Source organism: Geomonas subterranea, from assembly GCF_019063845.1.
Taxonomy (GTDB): domain Bacteria; phylum Desulfobacterota; class Desulfuromonadia; order Geobacterales; family Geobacteraceae; genus Geomonas; species Geomonas subterranea.
Map to the genome: position 1 here is coordinate 1,949,607 of NZ_CP077683.1, position 19,918 is coordinate 1,969,524.

Here is a 19,918-nt window from a genome sequence, read left to right on the forward strand (position 1 = left end):
TTAGTCATTGTGTTTATGAAAGGTGGTGCGGTTGCCGCGGACTGGGAGGCGATTAAGCCTCTGCGGTAACCTCTTCAGCCACTTCCTCGCCCTCGGTGGAGAACTCTTCCTCGGCACCGGTCTGGAGACGCGCGTTGCGGGCCTGCCCCCCTTCGAGGACGGCGTCAGCCATCTTGCTGGTCAAGAGGCGGATGGCGCGGATGGCGTCGTCGTTGCCCGGGATGACGTAGTTGATGTCGTCCGGGTCGCAGTTGGTGTCGACGATGGCGACGACCGGGATGCCGAGTTTCTTGGCTTCGCTGACCGCGATCTCCTCGTTCTTCGGGTCGACTACGAACAGCACGCCCGGAACCTTGCCCATCCCCTTGATGCCGCCCAGGGTTTTCTCCAGCTTCTCGCGCTCCTTGGCGAGCTTGAGCTGCTCTTTCTTGGTGTAAGCCTCGATGGTGCCGTCAGCGATCATGGCGTCCAGACGCTTGAGACGGTCGATGCTCTGCTTTACGGTGGAGAAGTTGGTGAGCATGCCGCCCAGCCAACGGTCGTTGACGTAGAACTGCCCGCAACGCTGTGCCTCTTCGGCCACGGAATCCTGGGCCTGCTTCTTGGTCCCTACGAAGAGGATGGTTTCGCCAGCCTGCGCCGCGTCGGTCACGAAGCTGTAAGCGTTCTTGAAGAGCCTTACGGTCTTCTGCAGGTCGATGATGTAGATCCCGTTACGAGCGCCGAAGATGTACGGCTTCATTTTCGGGTTCCATCTCTTGGTCTGGTGTCCGAAGTGGACGCCGGCTTCCAGCAGTTCCTTCATGGTGATGTTCGACATTTTTCTTTCTCCTTTTGGTTTTCCCTCCGCCACCCATTAATGCCGGAACCCGTTTTGCGGGCACCACCGGCACGGCTGCAATGGCGTGCGAATTTTAAACAGCGAACTTATATAGCACAGGGGAGAAGCGAAGGCAAGGCGAAATCCATGTCACGCAAAGCCCCAAAGGTACAAAGCGGACCGGTTCACAGGGATAAAACCGGATAAAAGGGATGCTCGGAAAACAAGCCACTGGTCGTGAGAATCCCGATGCCCTGCGTCTCTTCCTTTCATCCCTTTTCAGTTGGCTTTGTCTTTGCCTTTGGGCTCCGCGGCTTCGCGTTGAATGTTTTAGAGTCAGGCCATTGACCGTTCCTCCGCCAGTTGCCAGAACGCCTTCACACTCGGCCGCTGCAGAGTCCTCTTGCTGGTGCAGAGTCCGACCTCGTACGGTTTCAAAACCGGAGCGTTGTCCAAAACAACGACTTCCTCCCGGAACGGGCTCCGCTCCAGCACCAGTTGCGGCACGATGCCGACGCCGCACCCGAGGCGCACCATGGCGATGATCGCCTCGTTACCGGAAACCTCCGATGTGATGTTGGGGGTGATGCGGTGCTCCTTGAGCCATTGGTCGAGGCGCCTGCGCGAAAGCCCCGTCTGCGGCAGCACCAAAGGGGCGCGGGAGAGATCCAGGCGCCCTCCCTTGACCGGAACCTCGACGACGCCGGAGTGTCTGGGCGCTATGAAGATAAGCGGGATGGTCACGATAGGTAGAAACTGTATGTTCGAGCGCGGCCCATCCGGGAACGCCGCAACCGCCAGATCGATCTCGCCGCTTTGCACCTGCGTAACCGCCTGCTCCGCCGCGCCCGTCCTCAGCTCCAGCTGCACCTCCGGGTACTTCTCCCGGTACGACTCCAGCAGCTCCGGAAGGAGGCTGTACACCGCAGTGATGGAGGCGTAGATGGAAAGGGATCCCGCCACGGCCTGCTCGTTCCTCATCGAGGAGCGGAGGCTTTGCCATTCGTTAAGGCAAAGTCGCGCGTAGGCCTTCAGGCGCTCCCCCGCCGGCGAGAGCGTCACGGTGCGGTTGTCGCGCAGGAAAAGCGGGTGTTCCAGTTCCTCCTCCATGCGCTGGATGGTGCGCGTAAGGGCCGACGGGCTCAAGTTGCACGCCTGGCTCGCCCGTCCGAAGTGCCTCAACTCCGCCACCGTAAGAAATATTTCGAGTTCCCGCAGATCCATGTGAACCTCTATCTACTATAGTGCACCGGTTCCCCCTCGCCCTCCGGTAGAGGGTCGGGGTGAGGGCGAATAATCATCCACCCGTTCGCCGCGCCGCGTACAACGCCGCACCGGACCACGCTACCCGCATCGCAGCGGGCACCCAGCATCACGTTGCGTTGCGCGCAATACAATATGCACAACAAATCAATTTACGCAATGTGAAATTTGGTATACATTCGCCACACTTTCATAAACTAACCGCCACTAACCACACCACACTATATATTCAGGAGGGAAAGATGGGACAGAACTACTTCAACACCCTGCCGCTGCGTCGCCAGCTTCAGGAACTGGGCACCTGCCGCTTCATGGACGCTTCCGAGTTCTCCAACGGCTGCGAGTACGTCAAAGGCAAGAAGATCGTCATCGTGGGCTGCGGCGCGCAGGGGCTCAACCAGGGCCTCAACATGCGTGACAGCGGGCTGGACGTCTCCTACACCCTTCGCAAAGAGGCCATCGAGCAGAAGCGTCAGTCCTACCAGAACGCCGTGGACAACGGCTTCAAGGTCGGCTCCTACGAGGAACTCCTTCCCACCGCCGATATCGTCATGAACCTCGCCCCGGACAAGCAGCACAGCAACGTCGTGGCGACCGTCATCCCCTTCATGAAGCAGGGCGCCGTGTTCAGCTACGCCCACGGCTTCAACATCGTCGAGGAAGGGACCCAGATCCGCAAGGACCTGACCGTCGTCATGATCGCACCGAAGTGCCCCGGCTCCGAGGTGCGCGCCGAGTACAAGCGCGGCTTCGGCGTCCCCACCCTGATCGCGGTGCACGGAGAGAACGATCCCAACGGCGACGGCCTTGAGATCGCGAAAGCCATCGCCTCCGCACAGGGCGGCGACCGCGCCGGCGTGCTCGAGTCCTCCTTCGTCGCCGAGGTCAAGTCCGACCTCATGGGCGAGCAGACCATCCTCTGCGGGATGCTGCAGGCAGGCGCGCTTCTTTGCTTCGACAAGATGACCGAAAATGGCATCGCCGCCCCCTACGCCGTCAAACTGATCCAGTACGGCTGGGAGACCATCACCGAAGCGCTCAAGCACGGCGGCATCACCAACATGATGGACCGTCTCTCGAACCCCGCCAAGCTGGTTGCGTACAAACTCGCCTCCGAGCTCAAGGACATCATGCGCCCGCTGTTCCAGAAGCACATGGACGACATCATGAGCGGCGAGTTCTCCAGGACCATGATGGAAGACTGGGCCAACGATGACGTGAAGCTTCTCACCTGGCGGGAACAGACCGGCCAGACCGCTTTCGAGAAGACCGAGGCTGCCGGCGAGATCTCCGAGCAGGAATACTTCGACAAGGCGATCCTCATGGTCGCCATGGTCAAGGCCGGTGTCGAGCTCGCCTTCGAGACCATGGTTCAGACCGGCATAGAGCCGGAGAGCGCCTACTACGAGTCCCTGCACGAGACCCCGCTCATCGCTAACACCATCGCCAGGAAGAAGCTGTACGAGATGAACCGCGTCATCTCCGACACCGCCGAGTACGGCTGCTACCTCTTCTCCCATGCCTGCGTACCGCTTTTGAAGGACTTCATGGCCGCCGTCGGCACCGACGTGATCGGCAAAGGGCTCGACGTCAAGGACAACAGCGTCGACAACCAGCTTCTGGTTGCCGTCAACGCCGACATCCGCAACCACCTCGTGGAAGAAGTCGGCGCCGAGCTGCGCGCGGCCATGAAGGGTATGCAGAAAATCGTGTAAGGACCACGGCAGGAAACGTCAGAACAAAAAAGGCGCTCTTTCGAGCGCCTTTTTTGTTGTCGCTTATTCCCCTCCCCGTGGGAGAGGGGGGCGAAGGCCCCCTCACACCACCCCTCTACCCGAGGGAGAGGGGGAGTCTTCGCCGAGGTTCAGGTGCTGCACCTCCGAAGTGACCGCCGGCGGCGCATGGGTCGCCTCCAGGATGGTGCTCAGAAGGTAGACCATGGGCTTGATCACGTTCTCGTCGCTCCAGTAGGCGGAGTGGTTGGCCGGGTTCCAGGAGGTCAGGATGTTGCCGACACTCACCTCGATGTCCTCGGAAACCGCCGCCGAGTAGCTGGGGCTAAGCGGTTTCAGCGGCCAGCCAAGCACATCGTCGGAATCGTAGAGGTTCAGCCACTTCGCCTTCTTCCTGAGCGGCTCCGCGAGAGCCGCAGGGGGAAACTCGACACAGGCAAGGTTCTCCTTGTCGACGGCAAAAAGCGGGATGTTGCTTCCGAGCGTAACCAGGCCGGTCAGCGTTTCCATCCTCTCGAAGGGGGTGCTCCCGTAGCGCTCCTGGTCGTACCCCTTCTGCCTGTCCCATATGTAATTGGACATGAATACCGACCCCACCGAATGCGCCACCACGATGAGCGGTTTGTCCTGGTCGCCAAGCTTCGCCCTCAATTGCTGAAGCCCCTGGTGCACCACCCCGTGCACCCTGTGGTAGAGGCTGTCGGGCCGGTTGCCCGAGGCGTGGTAGGAGCTCATGGTGCCGAAGGCGTTCAGGAAGAACTTGCGCAGCTTGGCCCAGTTCAGGTCGTTGTTCGCCGCCAGGTCGACCCAGATCTGGTGCTCCCTGGCCGATAAGAGCGGGGCCCAATAAACGCCCTGCCATGCGATCTCGTCCCGGTTCAGGCCGCGCCCCGAAATCCTTTCACGAAGCTCGTAGACCATATCGTGAGCGAAGTCATCGGCCAACGTCCCCATCCCGTGCACGAGCAGCACACCCACTTTCTTGTTCATGTAAGCCCCCTTTCGCGTCCATCCATTGGAACAGGCGCCCCGCGCAATCCCGCGCCGGCGCTGCTTCCGCCCCTGCGGGACCACCCCCCAACGGACGCGTCGCCCTAGCCTTTAATGTGACCACACAAATATAGCGGGTTAATCTCAGGGCGCAACCCTTCCCGTGCACTCAACGCAAAGACACGGAGGCGCAATGAAGGTCATGGCCAAAGTTCAATGTACGGGTTCCCCGTGCTCAGCTTTGCCCTTTTGCGTGGGAAACAGGCGTAGCAAGAACCGCCGCCAAAAGAGAGGCCGTTTGGGAGCGTTTCGTGCGGGGCCGGCGCTGTTTTGGAGAAAAATCTTGTCATTCGGGCGGGAAAAAAGTAGTCTGCCCGAAGCAAAGGATCCCCTCAAGGAGTCTATAAATGACACGATTGGTAAAACTTCTCTCTCTGTTGATCCTCTTCGCCGTACTGGCCGCACAGCAGGCCGGTGCCGCCGACACCAAACCCAAGGCGATCCCTCTCTCCGGAAAGGTACTGGAGACGATGGACGGCGGCGGCTACACCTATGTGAACCTGCAGAACGGTCCGGAAAAGGTGTGGGTTGCCATCCCGCTTACCAAGGTGAAGGTCGGGCAGCAGTTGTCGCTCATGCCTGGCTTCGAGATGAAGAACTTCACCAGCAAAGGACTGAACCGTAAGTTCGACAAGGTCATCTTCTCCGGTGGTCTCGCCAACGCTGAAAAGATCCAAATGAGCCCGTCCGCCATCAAGGCCGTGCACCAGGGTGTCCCGGGTGCGCAGGGTGCCGCGCAGGGAACTGCGGCGCCCAAGGCTGCGCCTGCCGCGGCGCCGGCACCTGCTCCGGTGTCCAAGAGCCAGAAGGTGACCAAGGCCAAGGGGCCCAACGCCTACACCATCGCCGAGATCTATGCCAAGAGCAAGAAACTCGAGAAGAAGCCGGTCGTGGTTCGCGGACGCGTGGTCAGGGTTTCGCAAAAGATCATGAAGAGAAACTGGATACATCTCGTGGACGGGACCGGATCGAAGGCCAAAAAGACCGACGACCTGGTGATCACTTCGCAGGACCTCCCCAGGGAAGGGGATGTGGTTACCGTTTCCGGCACCCTCTACAACAACCTCGACTTCGGCTCCGGCTACCGCTACAACGTCCTCGTGCAGGACGCGAAATTCAAGAAATAAGCGCGACGCCCAGCCCTGCGACGTCTCTGGTTTCCCCCTCCCCCTGCGGGAGGGGGAAGTTGCCACACAGGACGGACGGGAGCTGATGTGATCCCCGGCAACCCCCCTCCGGGAACGACCCTCCGCGACTCCCCTACCCTCTCCTGCTCCTCACTTCCTCGTTGAACTTCCGCATGTTGACGCTCAACTCCCCGGTGAGCGTGAAGTAATCGTCTATCGCCCTTCCCAGCAGGAACTCCGCCTCATGCCTCACGTCCATGTGCACGTATAAATCGGTCTCGTGCGCCCCGCCATGTTCCTCTTTTGCCCGCGCCTTGGCCGGCCGCAACAGCTCCAGAACAGACCTGAAGGGGCTCTGCTTCGCACCGGTCTCACGCAGCCGCAACAACTGGCCGAACATCTCCTCGGCGGCCCCGGCAAGGGTAATCACGCTGAAGAGATCCTTCTGCGCGAAGTAGAGCAAGAGCGCAGTCTCCAAGTGCCGCGAGGCGATCTCCTGCTTGTGGTGTTTCTCGATGTTCACGGCTCCCCCTGTGGCGTCGATGACGTCGCCGAACGTAAAAGGGCCGCGCTCCCCGGGGAGGCGGCCCTTCATTATTACAGAAACTACCGGTTTTGCAGCAAAGCTTAAGCCTTGGTGACCACGACTTTCAGGGTGGCGACCACTTCCGGGTGGAGTTTCACGGCAGCGGTGAACTCGCCCAGGTGCTTGATCGGCTCGTCGAGCACGATGCGCTTGCGGTCGATTTCAACGCCGTTGGCTTTGAGCTGCTCGGCCAGTTCCATGTTGGTGACGGCGCCGAAAAGCTTGTCGTCCGCACCGGCCTGGTGAGCGATGGAAAGGGTCAGCCCCTCGATTTTGGCAGCGACGAGCTTGGCCGCTTCGAGGACCTTGTTCTTCTTGTATTCGAGGTGACGCTTGGCGTGCTCGAGGGCCTTGGCGTTCTTCTCGGTAGCTTCGATGGCGAAGCCTTTCGGGAGCAGGTAGTTCCTGGCGTACCCCGGTGCTACCTTGACGATGTCGCCGATGTGGCCGAGATGTTCTACGTTTTCTTTGAGAATGACCTTCATGTGTTGCCTCCTAGCCTGGTTAGTTACAGGTTTTCCTGTTTATTGGGGGACCTGAAGTCCGCCCAGAGATCAAATACGCCCAGCGCCGCCACCGCCAGCACCATCATGGGCTGGAAGATCAGGAGCAGGCTCGCCAAAAGTCTGATGAACACCGGAACCTGGAGTTTCCGGAAGAAAAAGCTGATGATCGCAAACCCCTGCGCCGAGTAGACCGCCCCGAGGACGATCAGCACGTTCAGGGAGGCAAGGTGCACGATGTTTTCCGGCACCAGGGTGCCGAAACCGGCAACGATCAAGAGCCAGATCAGCGGCTCCGGATTCTTGTACTTCCTGAAGTCCCCTACGAACAACGGCATGCGCAGGCGCGCCGCTATCCCGGCAAGGAGCATCAGGTTCATGCTGGCGATCATCCCGTAGGCCACGGTTACCAGGGCCGGGTAGATGGTGACCACCAGCTGCCCGGCCTGGTGCATCGAGTCCTGCAGCGCCTTGAGCTCGTCCCCCTTGACTCCCGCCTTCTGGTAGATCTGCGAGGTCTGGTTGATGCTCGTCTGCACGCCCTTGCTGATCTTCGCGTGCAGGTCGGCGCCCGTTGCCATTCCGTAGACCACGGCGGCGAGCAGCAGGACCGAGATGGTGACCGCCACCGAATAGATGACGGAGCGTGCCCCCCCCTTGTTCCGGATAAGGAACTCGGGAAGCGCCAGGGAGAGCACACCTGCCTGCAAGAGGTAGATGGCCGCCGCGGCGGGATCGCCGACGCCGAGGAGAATGGCGCAGCTGGCAAGGACTATCGCCAGCCCGGTCCCCCTCCCCTGCTTGACCGCGTAGAACGCGGCCGGTGCCGAGGCGAAGAGGCCGGGGATGGTGCCTACAACGGGAAGGTAGACGAAAGCAAGGAAGAGCGTCACCGTAGTGACGCTCCCCTTGATCACATCGAAAGTCTTCCCCTGCAGCGGGTTCACCGTCAGCGGCACCTAGGCGGTTGCGTGGCTGCCGGCAATCGGAAGCAGCGCGATGTTCCTGGCGCGCTTGATCGCCTCGGTGATTTCCCTCTGGTGCTTGGAGCAGTTGCCGGAAATGCGGCGCGGGATGATCTTGCCGCGCTCCGAAACGAAGTAACGGAGGGTGCGGGGATCTTTGTAATCGATGGAAACCTGCTTGTCTGCGCAGAAGCGGCAGACCTTACGACGCTGGAACGGACGCTTCTTCCTCGGCCCGCTGCTGGTTCTCTGGGGTGCTCTCTCGTCAGCCATCTCTTATACCTCCACCGTAGTAGTCGTTTCGGCCGGAGCCTCGGTAGCAGCTTCAGCCACTTCCTCGGTCCCTTCCTCGGCGGTCTTGACCGGAGCTGCCGCCGGGGCGACGACTTCCGTCTCAAGCTTCACGCTCTGGTACCTGATCACCTTGTCGTCAAGACGCAGACGGCGCTCCAGCTCAGCGATCAGCGGGGCATCGGCGTCGAAACGGAGGTAAAAGTAACGGCCACGCGGGTTCTTGTTGATCGGGTAAGCGAGCTTCCTGGTACCCCAGTCTTCAAGCCTCTTGAAATCGCCGTTCATGCTGGCGATCACGTCCTGCACCTTGGTGGAAAGAGCTTTGATCTCTTCGTCACCGAGGTCCGGCTGGACGATGTAAATCGTCTCGTACATCCTGCTCATTGTTAAGCCTCCTCACGGTTAATTTAGCCCCGGTCCGACCCGGAGCAAGGAGATACGGCCCTTGGGCCGTTCTGGTGAACGGTACTTATTACTACACTTATGAAAATTTGACAAGCAAAAGATCCAGAGGCGGGCGGATATTTATTCGCCCCTACAGTGGAGAGATGCTCTGTCGTTGTAGGGGCGAATAATCATTCGCCCTAACCGTGGCAACTATACGTTAAACCTGAAATGCATGACATCACCGTCCTGCACCACGTATTCCTTCCCTTCCAGGCGCATCAGACCCTTTTCCTTGGCGCCGCTCTCGCCGCCGGAGGCGATGTAATCGTTGTAGGCAATCACCTCTGCGCGGATGAACCCCTTCTCGAAGTCGGAATGGATCACGCCGGCGGCGCCGGGTGCCTTGGTCCCCTTGGTGATGGTCCAGGCGCGCACTTCCTTGACGCCCGCAGTGAAGTAGGTGATGAGCCCGAGCAGCTCGTAGCCGGAACGGATCAGGCGGTCCAGGCCCGATTCGGCAAGCCCCATCTCCTCGAGGAATGCCTGCTTCTCCTCGCCCGCGAGTTCGGAAATCTCTGCCTCGATGGAGCCACAGATGAAGACCACGCCGTTACCTTCCTTGGCGGCCAACTGGCGCACTTCCTCGACATAGGGTGCTTCCCCTCCATGTCGTCCTCGGCCACGTTGGCGACGTAGAGAACAGGCTTCGCGGTCATGAGATGCATGTCGCGCAGGATGAGGCGCTCGTCCTCGCTCTCGGCCAGGTCGCGCGGCGAGAGCCCCTTTTCCAGGGTCGACTTTACCTTCTGGCAGAACTCGACGTCTTCCTTGGCCTTCTTGTCGCCGCTTCTCGCCTGCTTCTCGGTGCGCAGGATACGCTTCTCCACGGTATCGAGGTCAGCCAGCGCCAGTTCGGTCTGGATCACCTCGATGTCGCGCACCGGTGAGACGCTGCCGCTCACGTGGACCACGTTCTCGTTGTCGAAGCAGCGCACGACGTGCAGGATCGCGTCGACAGAACGGATGTGCCCGAGAAACTTGTTGCCCAGCCCCTCCCCCTGGCTTGCCCCCTTCACGAGGCCAGCGATGTCCAGGAACTCTATGGTGGTCGGCTGCATCCGTTCCGGATGCACGATCTCGGCGAGCTTATCCATGCGCGGATCGGGAACCGACACGATACCGACGTTGGGATCGATGGTGCAGAAGGGGTAGTTGGCGGACTCGGCACCGGCCGAGGTGAGCGCGTTGAAGATGGTGGACTTCCCCACGTTGGGGAGACCGACTATGCCGCAGTTGAAACCCATGTGTGTTTCCTTTTATTGTGACGGCGGCCGCAGCCCCCTCACCCCTGCCCCTCTCCCGAAGGGCGAGGGGGTCTTTATCTATCTTAGTCTTAACCCCGACCTGCTTTGCCGTTACTTCGCGTTGAAGATGCTCATTGCCTTGGGCATCCCTTCCTTGATCGCCATTTCCATGGCGTCCAGGGAGGTATCCAGCACTTCCAGCAGCTCGTTCATCTCCTCTTTGGCGAAGTTGGTCAGGACGAAGTTCACCACGTCGCCGTGCAGCGGCCGGCCGATGCCGACGCGCACGCGGGCAAAGGCGTTGGAGCCGAGTTCCTGCCCGAGCGAACGCAGGCCGTTGTGGCCTCCGTGACCGCCCCCTTCCTTGAGTCGCACCTTTCCAAACGGGATATCGAGGTCGTCGTGGATCACGATGAGATCAGACAGGGACAGCTTGTAGAAGCGGAGCGCCTCGGCCACCGAGCGTCCTGACAGGTTCATGAAGGTCTGCGGCTTGAGGAGATAGACGCGCTCGCCCGCCCAGCTGCCGTCACCGGCAAGGCCGGAAAAGGCCTTCCTGGTGACGGCGATGCCGGACTGGCTTGCCAAGCGGTCTAAAACCATGAAACCCGCGTTGTGGCGGGTCCATGTGTACTTGGGCCCGGGGTTGCCGAGCCCTACGATCAGTTTTGCTGCCATATGAGTCCTGGACTAGGCGGCGGCCTCTTCCTCGGTAGCAGCCTTGCGGCCGAGGATGCTGACCACCGGAGCCTTCGGGTCGCTCAGGATGGCGGTGCCCACCGGGGCGCTGATGTCGCCCACGTGGATGGAGTGGCCGATAGCGAGGTCGACGACGTCGACGTTGATGTGCGCCGGAATGTGAACCGGGAGGCACTCGACCTCGACGGTGTGCATGGCGAAATCGAGGAAACCGCCCGCCTTGACGCCGGCGGGGGTGCCGATCAGGTTCAGCTTGACCTGCACCTTCACCTTGTCGGCGAGGTTGATCTTGTGCAGGTCGACGTGACGCGCGTGGTTCTTCAGGGAGTCACGCAGCAGGTCGGCGACGATGACGTTGGCGCCTTCCAGCGCGGGTACGCCCTGCAGGGTCAGGATGTGGTTGCGGCCGCCTTCGCCGGCGATGGCTTCGGTGAGTTCCTTCAGGCCCAGGGAAATGCAGACCGGCTCAATCCCCTTGCCGTACACGACGGCCGGGACGCGGCCAGCGGCGCGCAGACGACGGCAGATACCCTTACCGGTTTTTTCTCTCAGTTCAACGTTCAGCACCTGCTTACTCATACATCCTCCGATGTCAATCTTGGTATTTGATCTTCCAATGACAGATTTATTTTAGTACTACACGAAAAGGGAGCTGACGGATTCATCCTCGTGGATGCGGCGGATCGCCTCGGCCAGGAGGTCTGCGACGGAAAGCACCCTGAGCTTGTCGGTTTGTTCGGCCTTCTCGCCCAGCGGAACGGTGTCGGTGATGACAACCTTCTCGATGACCGAATTGTTGATCCTCTCGATCGCAGGGCCGGAGAGCACGCCGTGGGTTGCGCAGGCGTAGACGCTGGAGGCGCCGTGATTTTTAAGGGCCAGGGCGGCCTGGGTCAGGGTGCCGGCGGTGTCGATCATGTCATCCAGGATGATGGCGGACTTCCCCTTCACGTCACCGATCAGGTGCATGATCTCCGCGACGTTGGGACCGGTACGGCGCTTGTCGATCACGGCGAGGGTGCAGCCAAGCCTCTTGGCGAAGGCCCTGGCGCGCTCGGTGCCCCCCGCGTCCGGGGAAACCATGACGAGGTTGTCGAGATCGTCGGCGAACCGGCTCTTCAGGTGGGCCAAAAGGACCGGAGCGGCGTAGAGGTTGTCCACCGGGATGTTGAAGAAGCCCTGGATCTGGCCGGCGTGCAGGTCGATCGTCACCACGCGGTCGGCGCCGGCAGCGGTGATCAAATCGGCCACCAGCTTCGAGGTGATCGGGGTCCTGGGAGCCGCCTTGCGGTCCTGGCGCGCGTAGCCGTAGTACGGGATCACGGTGGTGATGGTTGCCGCCGACGCCCTCTTCAGGGCGTCGATCATGATGAGCAGTTCCATCAGATTGTTGTTGGTCGGGCAGCAGGTGGACTGAACCACGTAGATGTCACGACCGCGCACGTTCTCGCCGATCTCGACCATGATCTCGCCGTCGGAGAAGGTCCTCACCTTGGCCTTGCCCAGGGGGACCCTCAGGCAGTCACAGATCTTCTCTGCCAGAACCGGATTGGAATTACCGCTGAACACCCTGATCTTGTTTTCCATCAATGCACCGGCCCTCTTTGATTTTTCTTTTATAGATTGGCTGCGCGTGCACCTGTCGCTACGGCAGGGGCAGCCTGCGTCCAAAACCCAGGAAACGCTACTTAATACAATAGTTGCCCCGTGAAGTCAATCGAAAAGCTATCACTAGACGCCCCATCCGTCCTTGCCAAGCCCCCCTCTTTCGATACCGGCGCCGATTCGGCGCACCCGCCCCGGAAAAACCTGCGGTGCAACCGGTTGTTGACAAAAAACACTACAGTTAGTATGGATCTAGACGATAAGAAACCTGCCGAACAACACAGAATGTGTGCGAGGAGGATCGCGAGATGGAACAGCGGCGTTTTCACCGGGTCAATTACAGTGCACCCGGCGAACTGGTTCACCATGACATTAAATATCGTTGCCGCCTGGAAAACGTCAGCCTGCGGGGAGCCCTCATCAGCGCCGACGAATGCCTCATGGTGCCTTTAAACGAATCCTGCCGTCTCACGGTGCCACTTGCAGCGGGCGGGGAACCGTTGACGATCACGGTAAGCGTGGTGCACTGCTTCTTCTCGATGGTTGGTGTCAAGTTCACCGGGTTTGCCGGCAACTCGGAGGCGAGACTGTTCGAACTGCTGCAGCAACTCACCAAGGAACCGGACACGCTCATGCAGGAGTGGGAAACCTTGCACAAGGATAGTGCAGCTTCGAACGATGAGGGGGCAACTCTCCCCGAGCCGGTTCTGGCGATCGTCTGATCGCCGCCGCACCGCCCAGGATCAGTGTTTTTTAGAAGTATTTTTGGAGCATTGCGGAACGCGGCGTTCGTAAGGGAGGCAGCTGTTTATGCTGAGCACTTCTTCTGCGAGCGCGAGGCTCTTGTACCGTAAGGAAACCTGCTCCAGTTTATCCTTCAAGCGCAACAGTACGTCGATGCTCTCGGTCTTGGCGTACTCGTTGTACAACTGCATCACGTCCCTGAACACCGCATCCAGCGATTCATCCAGCGTGTGAGTGGCACCGGCGTCCGGCGCCTCTGCCTGGTCCCCTTCCCTGGTCCAGCTCTGACGAACCTCGTCCTTGAACCGCCCCAGTGCGATCCGGTCGATCTTGTACTTGGCATTCCCGATTTCAAGGATGCTTCTAACCATGCCCTCTCCCGATACAACTCAAAATCATTAAAAACAGCAGGGCGCACGATCGCCCCTATGCAGTATGACTTCGGCAACTGCACGGAAAACTTTAGTGTTTTTGACACTGGTATCGTTTGAAAAGAGAGTAAGATGACCGGACGCTTAAAAAGCTTCCTTGACAGGGTTTAAGGCTTGAGCTATCGTTCCACCAAATTTTCACCACCCACATACGATAGTCGATAATACTAAACCATCCGCGAGGATGGGACGGAAAGCCTACTGGGTCTCACCGAGACAGCCGGGTCGCCGAAATATCAATCAGATATTCGGTCCCGGCTTTTTTATTGCCCGAAATCCAGCCACCGTCTCCGTCCCGATCCCACTATGAGTGGAGGAGAGATGGCTGATACACCAGGAGGAAGTGATATGAGCATCAGATCGTTACTGAGCACCTTGGCGGCAGGAGCGGCTTTGTCCATTCTCGGCGTCGCAACCACACCGGCGCAGGCAGGTTCCCTCGGCGTCAACATCAACCTGAACGGATATCTGCCCGCCCCTCCGGGCGTGCACATCTATTACGATTCCGGCCGCCCTTACTACGTCGAAAACCACCAGAGGGTTTACCTGAAAAAGGAAAAGGAGCACCACGAAAAGGAGCATCACGACAACGGCAAGAAGAAAGGGCACAAAAAACATCACAAGGACTAGGAACTTCGAGGGTAAAAGGAGGTTAGCATCATGCGAAACACGACTATTGCCTTTAGATCCGTCATTATCGCCATTGGCGCCATTGCCGCCATCATGATCTATCTCGGAGGCTGCGGTGGCGGCGGTGGCGTTAGCGCCAGCACCGGGACCTTGAAACTCGCCATCACCGACAAGGCAAGCGACGACTTCAAGAATGTCGTGGTCTGCGTCAAGGAAATCAGGGTGGTCCCTGCCGGGCACGAGACCGCCAGCGACGACGATCCCGCCCTTCCCGTTCTGGCCAGGTTCACTCCAAAGGAAGGGACATTCGATATCATGGCCCTGCAATTCATCCAGACGCCCCTGGGCGAGGTGGTGCTGCCAGCCGGGACCTACAGCCAGATCCGCCTGGTCCTCTACCCGAACCCGAAGGGAAACCAAGCCCCGGTCAACTACCTCACCCTCAACAGCGATACCGGTACGAAGATACCGCTGACGACCCCGAGCGGGCAGCAGTCCGGGCTCAAGGTCCGCGGCCCGATCGAGGTGAAGGCCGGCGTGATCAATGCGTTCATGATAGACTTCGACCCGAACACCGCCGTTGTTAAAACCGGCAATGGCAACAATAACGGCAACAACAACGAGTACATCCTCAAGCCGACAGGCATCAGGCTGATCCACATGGCCGACATCCTGACCCAGTTCGGCTCAATCATCGGCAATGTCAGCAACGCCCTCCAGAACTGGAGCAGCGCGACCGTTTCGATCAAGCGCCGCGGCGCCATCAACGACACCACGCCCATCGCCTCCGGCCAGATCTTCGCCACCTACACCAGTGGCAAATGGCAGGCCCCGTTCTCGGCCTTCGTGCCACCAAGCGACCCGAACGACCTGACATCTGGCTACAAGGCCTTCATAAATGCCAATGGCTTCGTGCTCTACTCCTCGGCGACGGTGCCGGTGGTGCAGGGGCAGGCCAGGGATCTGGGACAAATCGTCCTCGTCCCGCAGCAATAGCTTCGCCATCAAGACCCGGTCCTCCCCCCTGGGGAGGACCGGTTGCATTAATCGTGAGGAGATGAAGTGGTATGCCTATAATTGAATGGAAGGACTGTTATGTGGTCGGCATACAGGAGATCGATCAACACCACCAGAGCCTGGTGCAGTATCTCAACAAAACCTATGACCACTTTCGCGACGGGCACCAACTGGACCCCTCCGTGCTGGAGATCCTGATCGACTACTCCATGCAGCATTTCGGCTGTGAAGAGCGCTGGATGGAAAACTCCTCCTACCCGAAGCTTGGGCCGCACAAGGAGGAGCACAGGCAATTCCGCACCAAAATTACCCAACTGAAGAAAAAACAGGAGCTCGACACGAAGTGTTCCGTCGAGCTGCTCTGGTTTCTCTGCAACTGGGTCACCCACCACATACGGGAAACCGATGCGGACTTCGGCAGGTACCTGAACTCCCAGTCCCGGCGCCGTTGAGGGGACCCGCGAACCGGCACATAAACCTGGAGGCGGCCAGCCTCGAGGGCATCGATAAGCGATAATACTCAACCATCCGCGAGGATGGGGCGGAAAGCCTACAGGGTCTCACCGAGACAGCCGGGTTGCCGAACTATCAACTGATAGTCGGCCCCGGCTTTTTTTGCACCACACCTGCAATATAGGGAATATTATATTTTTAAATCAACCGCGGCGCCCGAACACGTATCCTCCCCTTTTGTGAAGGGGAGACAGAGGGGATTTTCGTTGGTTGGATCCATAATCTGCATGGACGCAAAGGAGGACAAGAGCATATGAAAACGATGAAACTATTGGCAGCAGCAGTCGCGACTGTCGCAATGATCATTTCCGTCACGCCGGCCTATGCCGGGAAGGAGTCGAGGAAGATTGAGGACTGCGTCGAGGTGGTCAAGGCAATCAAGGCCATCCCCGAGGATGGGATCCCCCCGATGCTGCTGAAGAACGCGCAGGGGATCATGATCATTCCTGAAGTGCTCAAGGTCGGGTTCGTGGTCGGCGGCAGGTACGGAACCGGCATCCTGACCGTGCGCGACGAAAAAGGTAACTGGACCGACCCCGTCTTCGTGAAGATCGCCGGCGGGAGCCTGGGATGGCAGATAGGCGCCGAATCTACAGATCTGATCCTGGTCTTCAAAACGAAAAAAGGCGTTGACGGCGTCCTCAGGGGCAAGTTCACTCTTGGTGCCGACGCCTCCGTAGCCGCGGGCCCGGTCGGCCGAAGCGCCGAAGGGGCTACCGACGTCACCCTGAAAAGCGAGATCCTTTCCTATTCGCGCAGCCGCGGTCTCTTCGCCGGGATCGCCCTCAACGGCGCCGCACTGATGATCGACGACGATGCCAACGGCGCGTACTACGGCAACCTCGACCCAAGGACCATAGCGGCCGGCCAGGCCGGCAAGCGCTCCCCGGAAGTAAAGCAGCTGCTTGACCTGCTGTAATCCCCCCCCCACCAGACCTGAACGCCGCCCATTGCCCTCGTGGCGGGGCGGCTTTTTTATGTTGCGCGCTAAGCCGGCAACACTCTCATGAATTCAAATTTCTTCCAGGCTAATCCCGCTGTACCCACAAATATATTAACCGCGTTACGCCCCATTAAGCTAATGAAGGGCTCGCGAGGGCTTCAGCCGCTTGCAAACCGCCAAAACGTGCCTTAGACTTCGTGAAATTATGCTAATGCTGACTGCGGCCTGCCGGAGAAGAGGAGAATAGCCATGTCCTACATCACTATATCAGCAGACATTACAGGTAAAGACTCCACCTGCCTTAGCAACGCTCGCCGCTGTACTCGAGGATTGGAGACATTGGAACTGTACAAGAACGGCCCCTTCCCTGTTGATGTCGTGCAACAAGCAGTAAACGTGTATGATTCAGCGTACGAAGAGGGTAAATCCGGTAATCGTTCCCAGATCCAAAGGCGTAAAAACGCGCGCAAAGTGGTCACAGAAATGTTCAAGAAAATCGTCTCGTTCTTAAAGTCGGTAGCGACAGAAGAGGACATTCCCGCTCTAATGCAAGCCGGGTTCAATGCCCATGTTCCGGTGTACCGTAGGAAGGCAGCATCCGCCCCTGTGCCAGGTTAAAAAAAAGTCCGCATTATCTTCGTCAGGCCCAAGCAGCAAAAGCAGGTTATATGAAATACCCCCCCGAGGAACCGGCCTATGGCTTAGCTCCCGGGGGCTTCCTTTCCCGCCGCTGCGTCAAGTTCTCTACAAATACGCCCCCGGTGTCCCCCGCCTCTCCTTTTCTATTTTGAAATGCCTCACGATAGTGAGGCGTACCCATCCCAACTGAATTGATGACCATCGCAACAATGTTGATGACCATCGCAACAATGTTGATGACCATCGCAACAATGTTGATGACCATCGCAACAATGTTGATACCCATCACAACAATGTTGATACCCATCGCAACAATGTTGATGACCATCGCAACAATGTTGATGACCATCGCAACGATGTTGATGACCATCCCAACGATGTTGATGGTCGTCCCAACAGTGTTGATGACCGTCGCAACAATGTTGATGCCCATCCCAACAATGTTGATGCCCATCCCAACAATGTTGACACCCATCCCAACAATGTTGATACCCATCACAACAATGTTGATACCCATCAACAACAATGTTGATACCCATCAACAACAATGTTGATACCTATCGCAACGGTTTCCCCCGTGCTGATGGTTGGGGGCGTGTAAATGATTTTGTGTAAATGCCCTCGAACAGAGATTCCTGACGGCCCGACCAGGGTAGTGCTACAGATCCTGCTACAGCTGCTACGCCCAGCCGGTAGCCAGGGGGACTTTCTAGGTAGGGCGATTGATCTGCCAGCCGAACTGGAGACGGGTCCTGAACTTCAGTCTGTACGCGTACGAAAAAAGGGTTAGCTCTGTGAGCTAACCCTTTTTCTTATGTGGCTGGGGCGCCAGGGATCGAACCTGGGAATGACGGGATCAAAACCCGTTGCCTTACCGCTTGGCGACGCCCCAATAGATTCGAGTCCTTGCAGCCCGAAGTCCTTTTCAACCACACACCAAGTTGGCCTTTAATTACAAATCTGTGTAGCAAATTGTGTAGCAAAGTGTAGTCACACCGTAGCAGACGGCAGGGTAACAGTCAACCCCATATCAGGTTAAATGACTAGAACTACAGTTACAAAATCAAAGGCTGAAGGCCACCGAAACCTAATTCCCTGGCTTTTCATCTTCAAAGGTGTTAGGTTATTAATCCTTAACAACCGAACGATATTTAACCTAATCAGCAGCGCAAAGATAATTCTTTTCAAGAGGTGATTGTAAATGCCATGTCCTGAAGTTGTTCTACTGGTAGAGGGAGATTTTGACGCGAAAATTGTGAAGAGCCTTTTCACTGCAGCTAATTTCCCACTTAATAAGATAGAAATACACTGCGCAAAGGGCAAACATAACATTAAAAAATTATACTATGAACTATCTTTCAATTCGAGAAAAAAATTTGCTGTCTTAGTTGATCTCGATTATCACAGCAACTTTGAACCTGAAGAAATGGCGAGGAATGATCTTCACTTAGATGAAGCAGTCAGTGTGTTCTGCGCGGTCCCGACAATTGAAGCCTGGCTATTTGCTGATATTGACGCCGCCAGGAAAAAGGTTAGAAATAAAAAGAGAGGCGAGGAATTACTTAATAGAATTCCGTTGCCCGACGAAATACCATACCCAAGGCATCTAGCGCAAAATTTGTTCACATTGAATGAAAAGTTTGAAATGATGGCATGCGATATTGATTTAAATGTAGCTACATCTAGGTCACCATCGTTGAGAAAGTTTATTGAAGGTATAGGCAATCTTCTAGGTTTAGAGGTAATGCCATTGCTAGGTAAATGTTTTGAAAGAAGCGTGGGACGAGACCTATTTTGTAATCTACTTGATGAAGTCGCGCCTCCAGATGCAATCATTTACAAAACATTAGACGGAAAACAAATAACTGCCAACGAAATGGTAAGAAATGTGAGAGAGGGTACGGAATTAGGCTATCAATATTCGTCCGATCTACTTAGGGTTGCACGAGATTTTATTGCTCGTGAAGCCAGAAGAGGCGACCGTAAATGATAATTTTTTCCACCAACTTTGATGAACAAACGCTTGCTTGCCACAACATGATACAAAATCTAAATGTCGGCAGTGCAAAAATATTGAGTGCTGGAGATGCTGTCAAGATCACTCTTGAAACTGAACTTAGTGCCGCACCAGGTAATATTTTTGCCATGACGCATGGTAGGACAAATGCTTTAATAGGCAACGATTCAAATCCAGCCATTGACCTACAAAATTCTGTGATTTTAAAAGACCTAACTATTTTCGCGTTTGCCTGTCATACCTCTGCTATTTTAGGAAAAGAAGTTTCTGGCATTGGGGGAACCTGGTTTGGGTACATTGGTCCAATTGGGTGTCCAGACTCGAAAGGTGATGGGCTTGAGATATTCAAGCCAATTTTCCAGTTCATCTATGACAATTATCAGCATGTCAGATCAGTAGCACAATGCAATCAGTTCATTTCCGATTTAAAAACGCTATGTGATCTTGCAGAAGAGCAGGTCGATGCTATTTTATTCACATCTGAAGATGTTGGGTTATCGTCGTTTTTATGCTTAAAAAATACATGGGAACGGTTAAGGGTATGGATAGCTAACGAAGCAACCTCTATCGCACATCCGAATGCGACAGAACCCTTAGTTTTTTGATTGTAAATTTAGGGACATCATGTTGCCACTAGAGTGGGAAGGA

25 protein-coding genes, 1 tRNA gene and 2 riboswitches are annotated in these 19,918 nt (G+C 57.2%); of the genes, 10 read left to right on the forward strand and 16 right to left on the reverse strand.

Going from position 1 to position 19,918, the window contains the following annotated elements:
- Nucleotides 1-52 precede the first annotated feature (52 nt).
- Both rpsB and ilvY read right to left on the reverse strand, forming a co-directional pair.
- Nucleotides 53-820: a 30S ribosomal protein S2 gene (gene rpsB / locus KP001_RS08430; protein WP_217289080.1), complete on the reverse strand. Its 768-nt coding sequence runs from the start codon at nt 818-820 to the stop codon at nt 53-55.
- A 336-nt stretch (nt 821-1,156) separates the two neighbouring features.
- Nucleotides 1,157-2,044 (reverse strand): HTH-type transcriptional activator IlvY, encoded by an 888-nt coding sequence (ilvY, locus tag KP001_RS08435; RefSeq protein ID WP_217289081.1) that lies wholly within the window; start codon nt 2,042-2,044, stop codon nt 1,157-1,159.
- A gap of 281 nt (nt 2,045-2,325) precedes the next feature.
- Here ilvY and ilvC point away from each other — a divergent pair, with 281 nt between their 5' ends.
- Nucleotides 2,326-3,798 (forward strand): ketol-acid reductoisomerase, encoded by a 1,473-nt coding sequence (gene ilvC / locus KP001_RS08440; protein ID WP_217289082.1) that lies wholly within the window; start codon nt 2,326-2,328, stop codon nt 3,796-3,798.
- A 102-nt stretch (nt 3,799-3,900) separates the two neighbouring features.
- On the opposite strand, the gene KP001_RS08445 is transcribed toward ilvC, so the two are convergent.
- Nucleotides 3,901-4,806 (reverse strand): hypothetical protein, encoded by a 906-nt coding sequence (locus KP001_RS08445; RefSeq protein ID WP_239027942.1) that lies wholly within the window; start codon nt 4,804-4,806, stop codon nt 3,901-3,903.
- Between the two features lie 407 nt (nt 4,807-5,213).
- Between KP001_RS08445 and KP001_RS08450 the strand changes: the two genes are divergently transcribed.
- Complete coding sequence (locus KP001_RS08450; protein WP_217289083.1) at nt 5,214-5,993, forward strand: DNA-binding protein; 780 nt, start codon at nt 5,214-5,216, stop codon at nt 5,991-5,993.
- Nucleotides 5,994-6,126: 133 nt separating this feature from the next.
- Here the strand turns inward: KP001_RS08450 and KP001_RS08455 are convergent, their stop codons facing one another.
- The 10 genes from KP001_RS08455 to KP001_RS08495 form a co-directional block, all read right to left on the reverse strand.
- The gene (locus KP001_RS08455; protein ID WP_217289084.1) at nt 6,127-6,516 is read right to left on the reverse strand and encodes a hypothetical protein; all 390 of its coding nucleotides are present in this window, start codon (nt 6,514-6,516) and stop codon (nt 6,127-6,129) included.
- Between the two features lie 104 nt (nt 6,517-6,620).
- Nucleotides 6,621-7,064, reverse strand: coding sequence for a 50S ribosomal protein L9 (rplI, locus tag KP001_RS08460; protein WP_217289085.1), 444 nt, complete (start codon nt 7,062-7,064; stop codon nt 6,621-6,623).
- A 23-nt stretch (nt 7,065-7,087) separates the two neighbouring features.
- Nucleotides 7,088-8,029 carry a YybS family protein gene (locus tag KP001_RS08465; RefSeq protein WP_217289086.1) on the reverse strand — a complete coding sequence of 314 codons (942 nt, stop codon included), beginning with the start codon at nt 8,027-8,029 and terminating at the stop codon, nt 7,088-7,090.
- 12 nt (nt 8,030-8,041) lie between these two features.
- Nucleotides 8,042-8,320, reverse strand: a complete 279-nt coding sequence (gene rpsR, locus KP001_RS08470) for a 30S ribosomal protein S18 (RefSeq protein ID WP_135871425.1) — start codon at nt 8,318-8,320, stop codon at nt 8,042-8,044.
- A 3-nt stretch (nt 8,321-8,323) separates the two neighbouring features.
- Nucleotides 8,324-8,725: a 30S ribosomal protein S6 gene (gene rpsF / locus KP001_RS08475; RefSeq protein WP_217289087.1), complete on the reverse strand. Its 402-nt coding sequence runs from the start codon at nt 8,723-8,725 to the stop codon at nt 8,324-8,326.
- A 213-nt stretch (nt 8,726-8,938) separates the two neighbouring features.
- Nucleotides 8,939-9,256, reverse strand: coding sequence for a DUF933 domain-containing protein (locus KP001_RS22460; protein ID WP_496198571.1), 318 nt, complete (start codon nt 9,254-9,256; stop codon nt 8,939-8,941).
- Nucleotides 9,223-10,032, reverse strand: a complete 810-nt coding sequence (gene ychF / locus KP001_RS08480; RefSeq protein WP_496198572.1) for a redox-regulated ATPase YchF — start codon at nt 10,030-10,032, stop codon at nt 9,223-9,225. The genes KP001_RS22460 and ychF overlap by 34 nt, the downstream gene beginning before the upstream one ends.
- 111 nt (nt 10,033-10,143) lie before the next feature.
- A complete protein-coding gene (gene pth / locus KP001_RS08485; RefSeq protein ID WP_217289088.1) occupies nt 10,144-10,710 on the reverse strand; it encodes an aminoacyl-tRNA hydrolase in 567 nt (188 codons plus the stop codon).
- A 12-nt stretch (nt 10,711-10,722) separates the two neighbouring features.
- Entirely contained in the window at nt 10,723-11,310 is a 588-nt protein-coding gene (locus tag KP001_RS08490) for a 50S ribosomal protein L25 (protein WP_217289089.1), read from the reverse strand.
- Nucleotides 11,311-11,367: 57 nt separating this feature from the next.
- Nucleotides 11,368-12,318, reverse strand: coding sequence for a ribose-phosphate pyrophosphokinase (locus tag KP001_RS08495; RefSeq protein WP_217289090.1), 951 nt, complete (start codon nt 12,316-12,318; stop codon nt 11,368-11,370).
- A 326-nt stretch (nt 12,319-12,644) separates the two neighbouring features.
- Here KP001_RS08495 and KP001_RS08500 point away from each other — a divergent pair, with 326 nt between their 5' ends.
- Nucleotides 12,645-13,058: a PilZ domain-containing protein gene (locus tag KP001_RS08500; protein WP_217289091.1), complete on the forward strand. Its 414-nt coding sequence runs from the start codon at nt 12,645-12,647 to the stop codon at nt 13,056-13,058.
- 21 nt (nt 13,059-13,079) lie between these two features.
- Here the strand turns inward: KP001_RS08500 and KP001_RS08505 are convergent, their stop codons facing one another.
- Complete coding sequence (locus tag KP001_RS08505) at nt 13,080-13,451, reverse strand: hypothetical protein (protein WP_217289092.1); 372 nt, start codon at nt 13,449-13,451, stop codon at nt 13,080-13,082.
- Nucleotides 13,452-13,667: 216 nt separating this feature from the next.
- A riboswitch (cyclic di-GMP riboswitch) is annotated at nt 13,668-13,744 on the forward strand.
- Between the two features lie 115 nt (nt 13,745-13,859).
- Here KP001_RS08505 and KP001_RS08510 point away from each other — a divergent pair.
- From KP001_RS08510 to KP001_RS08530, 5 genes are all read left to right on the forward strand, one after another.
- Nucleotides 13,860-14,141: a hypothetical protein gene (locus KP001_RS08510; RefSeq protein ID WP_224961848.1), complete on the forward strand. Its 282-nt coding sequence runs from the start codon at nt 13,860-13,862 to the stop codon at nt 14,139-14,141.
- A 30-nt stretch (nt 14,142-14,171) separates the two neighbouring features.
- Nucleotides 14,172-15,137, forward strand: a complete 966-nt coding sequence (locus KP001_RS08515; RefSeq protein ID WP_217289093.1) for a DUF4382 domain-containing protein — start codon at nt 14,172-14,174, stop codon at nt 15,135-15,137.
- A gap of 71 nt (nt 15,138-15,208) precedes the next feature.
- Complete coding sequence (locus KP001_RS08520) at nt 15,209-15,610, forward strand: bacteriohemerythrin (RefSeq protein ID WP_217289094.1); 402 nt, start codon at nt 15,209-15,211, stop codon at nt 15,608-15,610.
- 56 nt (nt 15,611-15,666) lie between these two features.
- A riboswitch (cyclic di-GMP riboswitch) is annotated at nt 15,667-15,743 on the forward strand.
- 181 nt (nt 15,744-15,924) lie between these two features.
- Nucleotides 15,925-16,590: a lipid-binding SYLF domain-containing protein gene (locus tag KP001_RS08525; RefSeq protein ID WP_217289095.1), complete on the forward strand. Its 666-nt coding sequence runs from the start codon at nt 15,925-15,927 to the stop codon at nt 16,588-16,590.
- Between the two features lie 273 nt (nt 16,591-16,863).
- Complete coding sequence (locus KP001_RS08530) at nt 16,864-17,232, forward strand: hypothetical protein (RefSeq protein WP_217289096.1); 369 nt, start codon at nt 16,864-16,866, stop codon at nt 17,230-17,232.
- 76 nt (nt 17,233-17,308) lie between these two features.
- Here the strand turns inward: KP001_RS08530 and KP001_RS08535 are convergent, their stop codons facing one another.
- Entirely contained in the window at nt 17,309-17,770 is a 462-nt protein-coding gene (locus KP001_RS08535; protein WP_217289097.1) for a hypothetical protein, read from the reverse strand.
- 300 nt (nt 17,771-18,070) lie between these two features.
- Nucleotides 18,071-18,145, reverse strand: a tRNA-Gln gene (locus KP001_RS08540).
- A gap of 309 nt (nt 18,146-18,454) precedes the next feature.
- On the opposite strand from KP001_RS08540, the gene KP001_RS08545 reads away from it, so the two are divergent.
- Nucleotides 18,455-19,243, forward strand: a complete 789-nt coding sequence (locus KP001_RS08545) for a DUF4276 family protein (RefSeq protein WP_217289098.1) — start codon at nt 18,455-18,457, stop codon at nt 19,241-19,243.
- Nucleotides 19,240-19,875: a hypothetical protein gene (locus KP001_RS08550; protein ID WP_217289099.1), complete on the forward strand. Its 636-nt coding sequence runs from the start codon at nt 19,240-19,242 to the stop codon at nt 19,873-19,875. The genes KP001_RS08545 and KP001_RS08550 overlap by 4 nt, the downstream gene beginning before the upstream one ends.
- Nucleotides 19,876-19,918 lie beyond the last annotated feature (43 nt).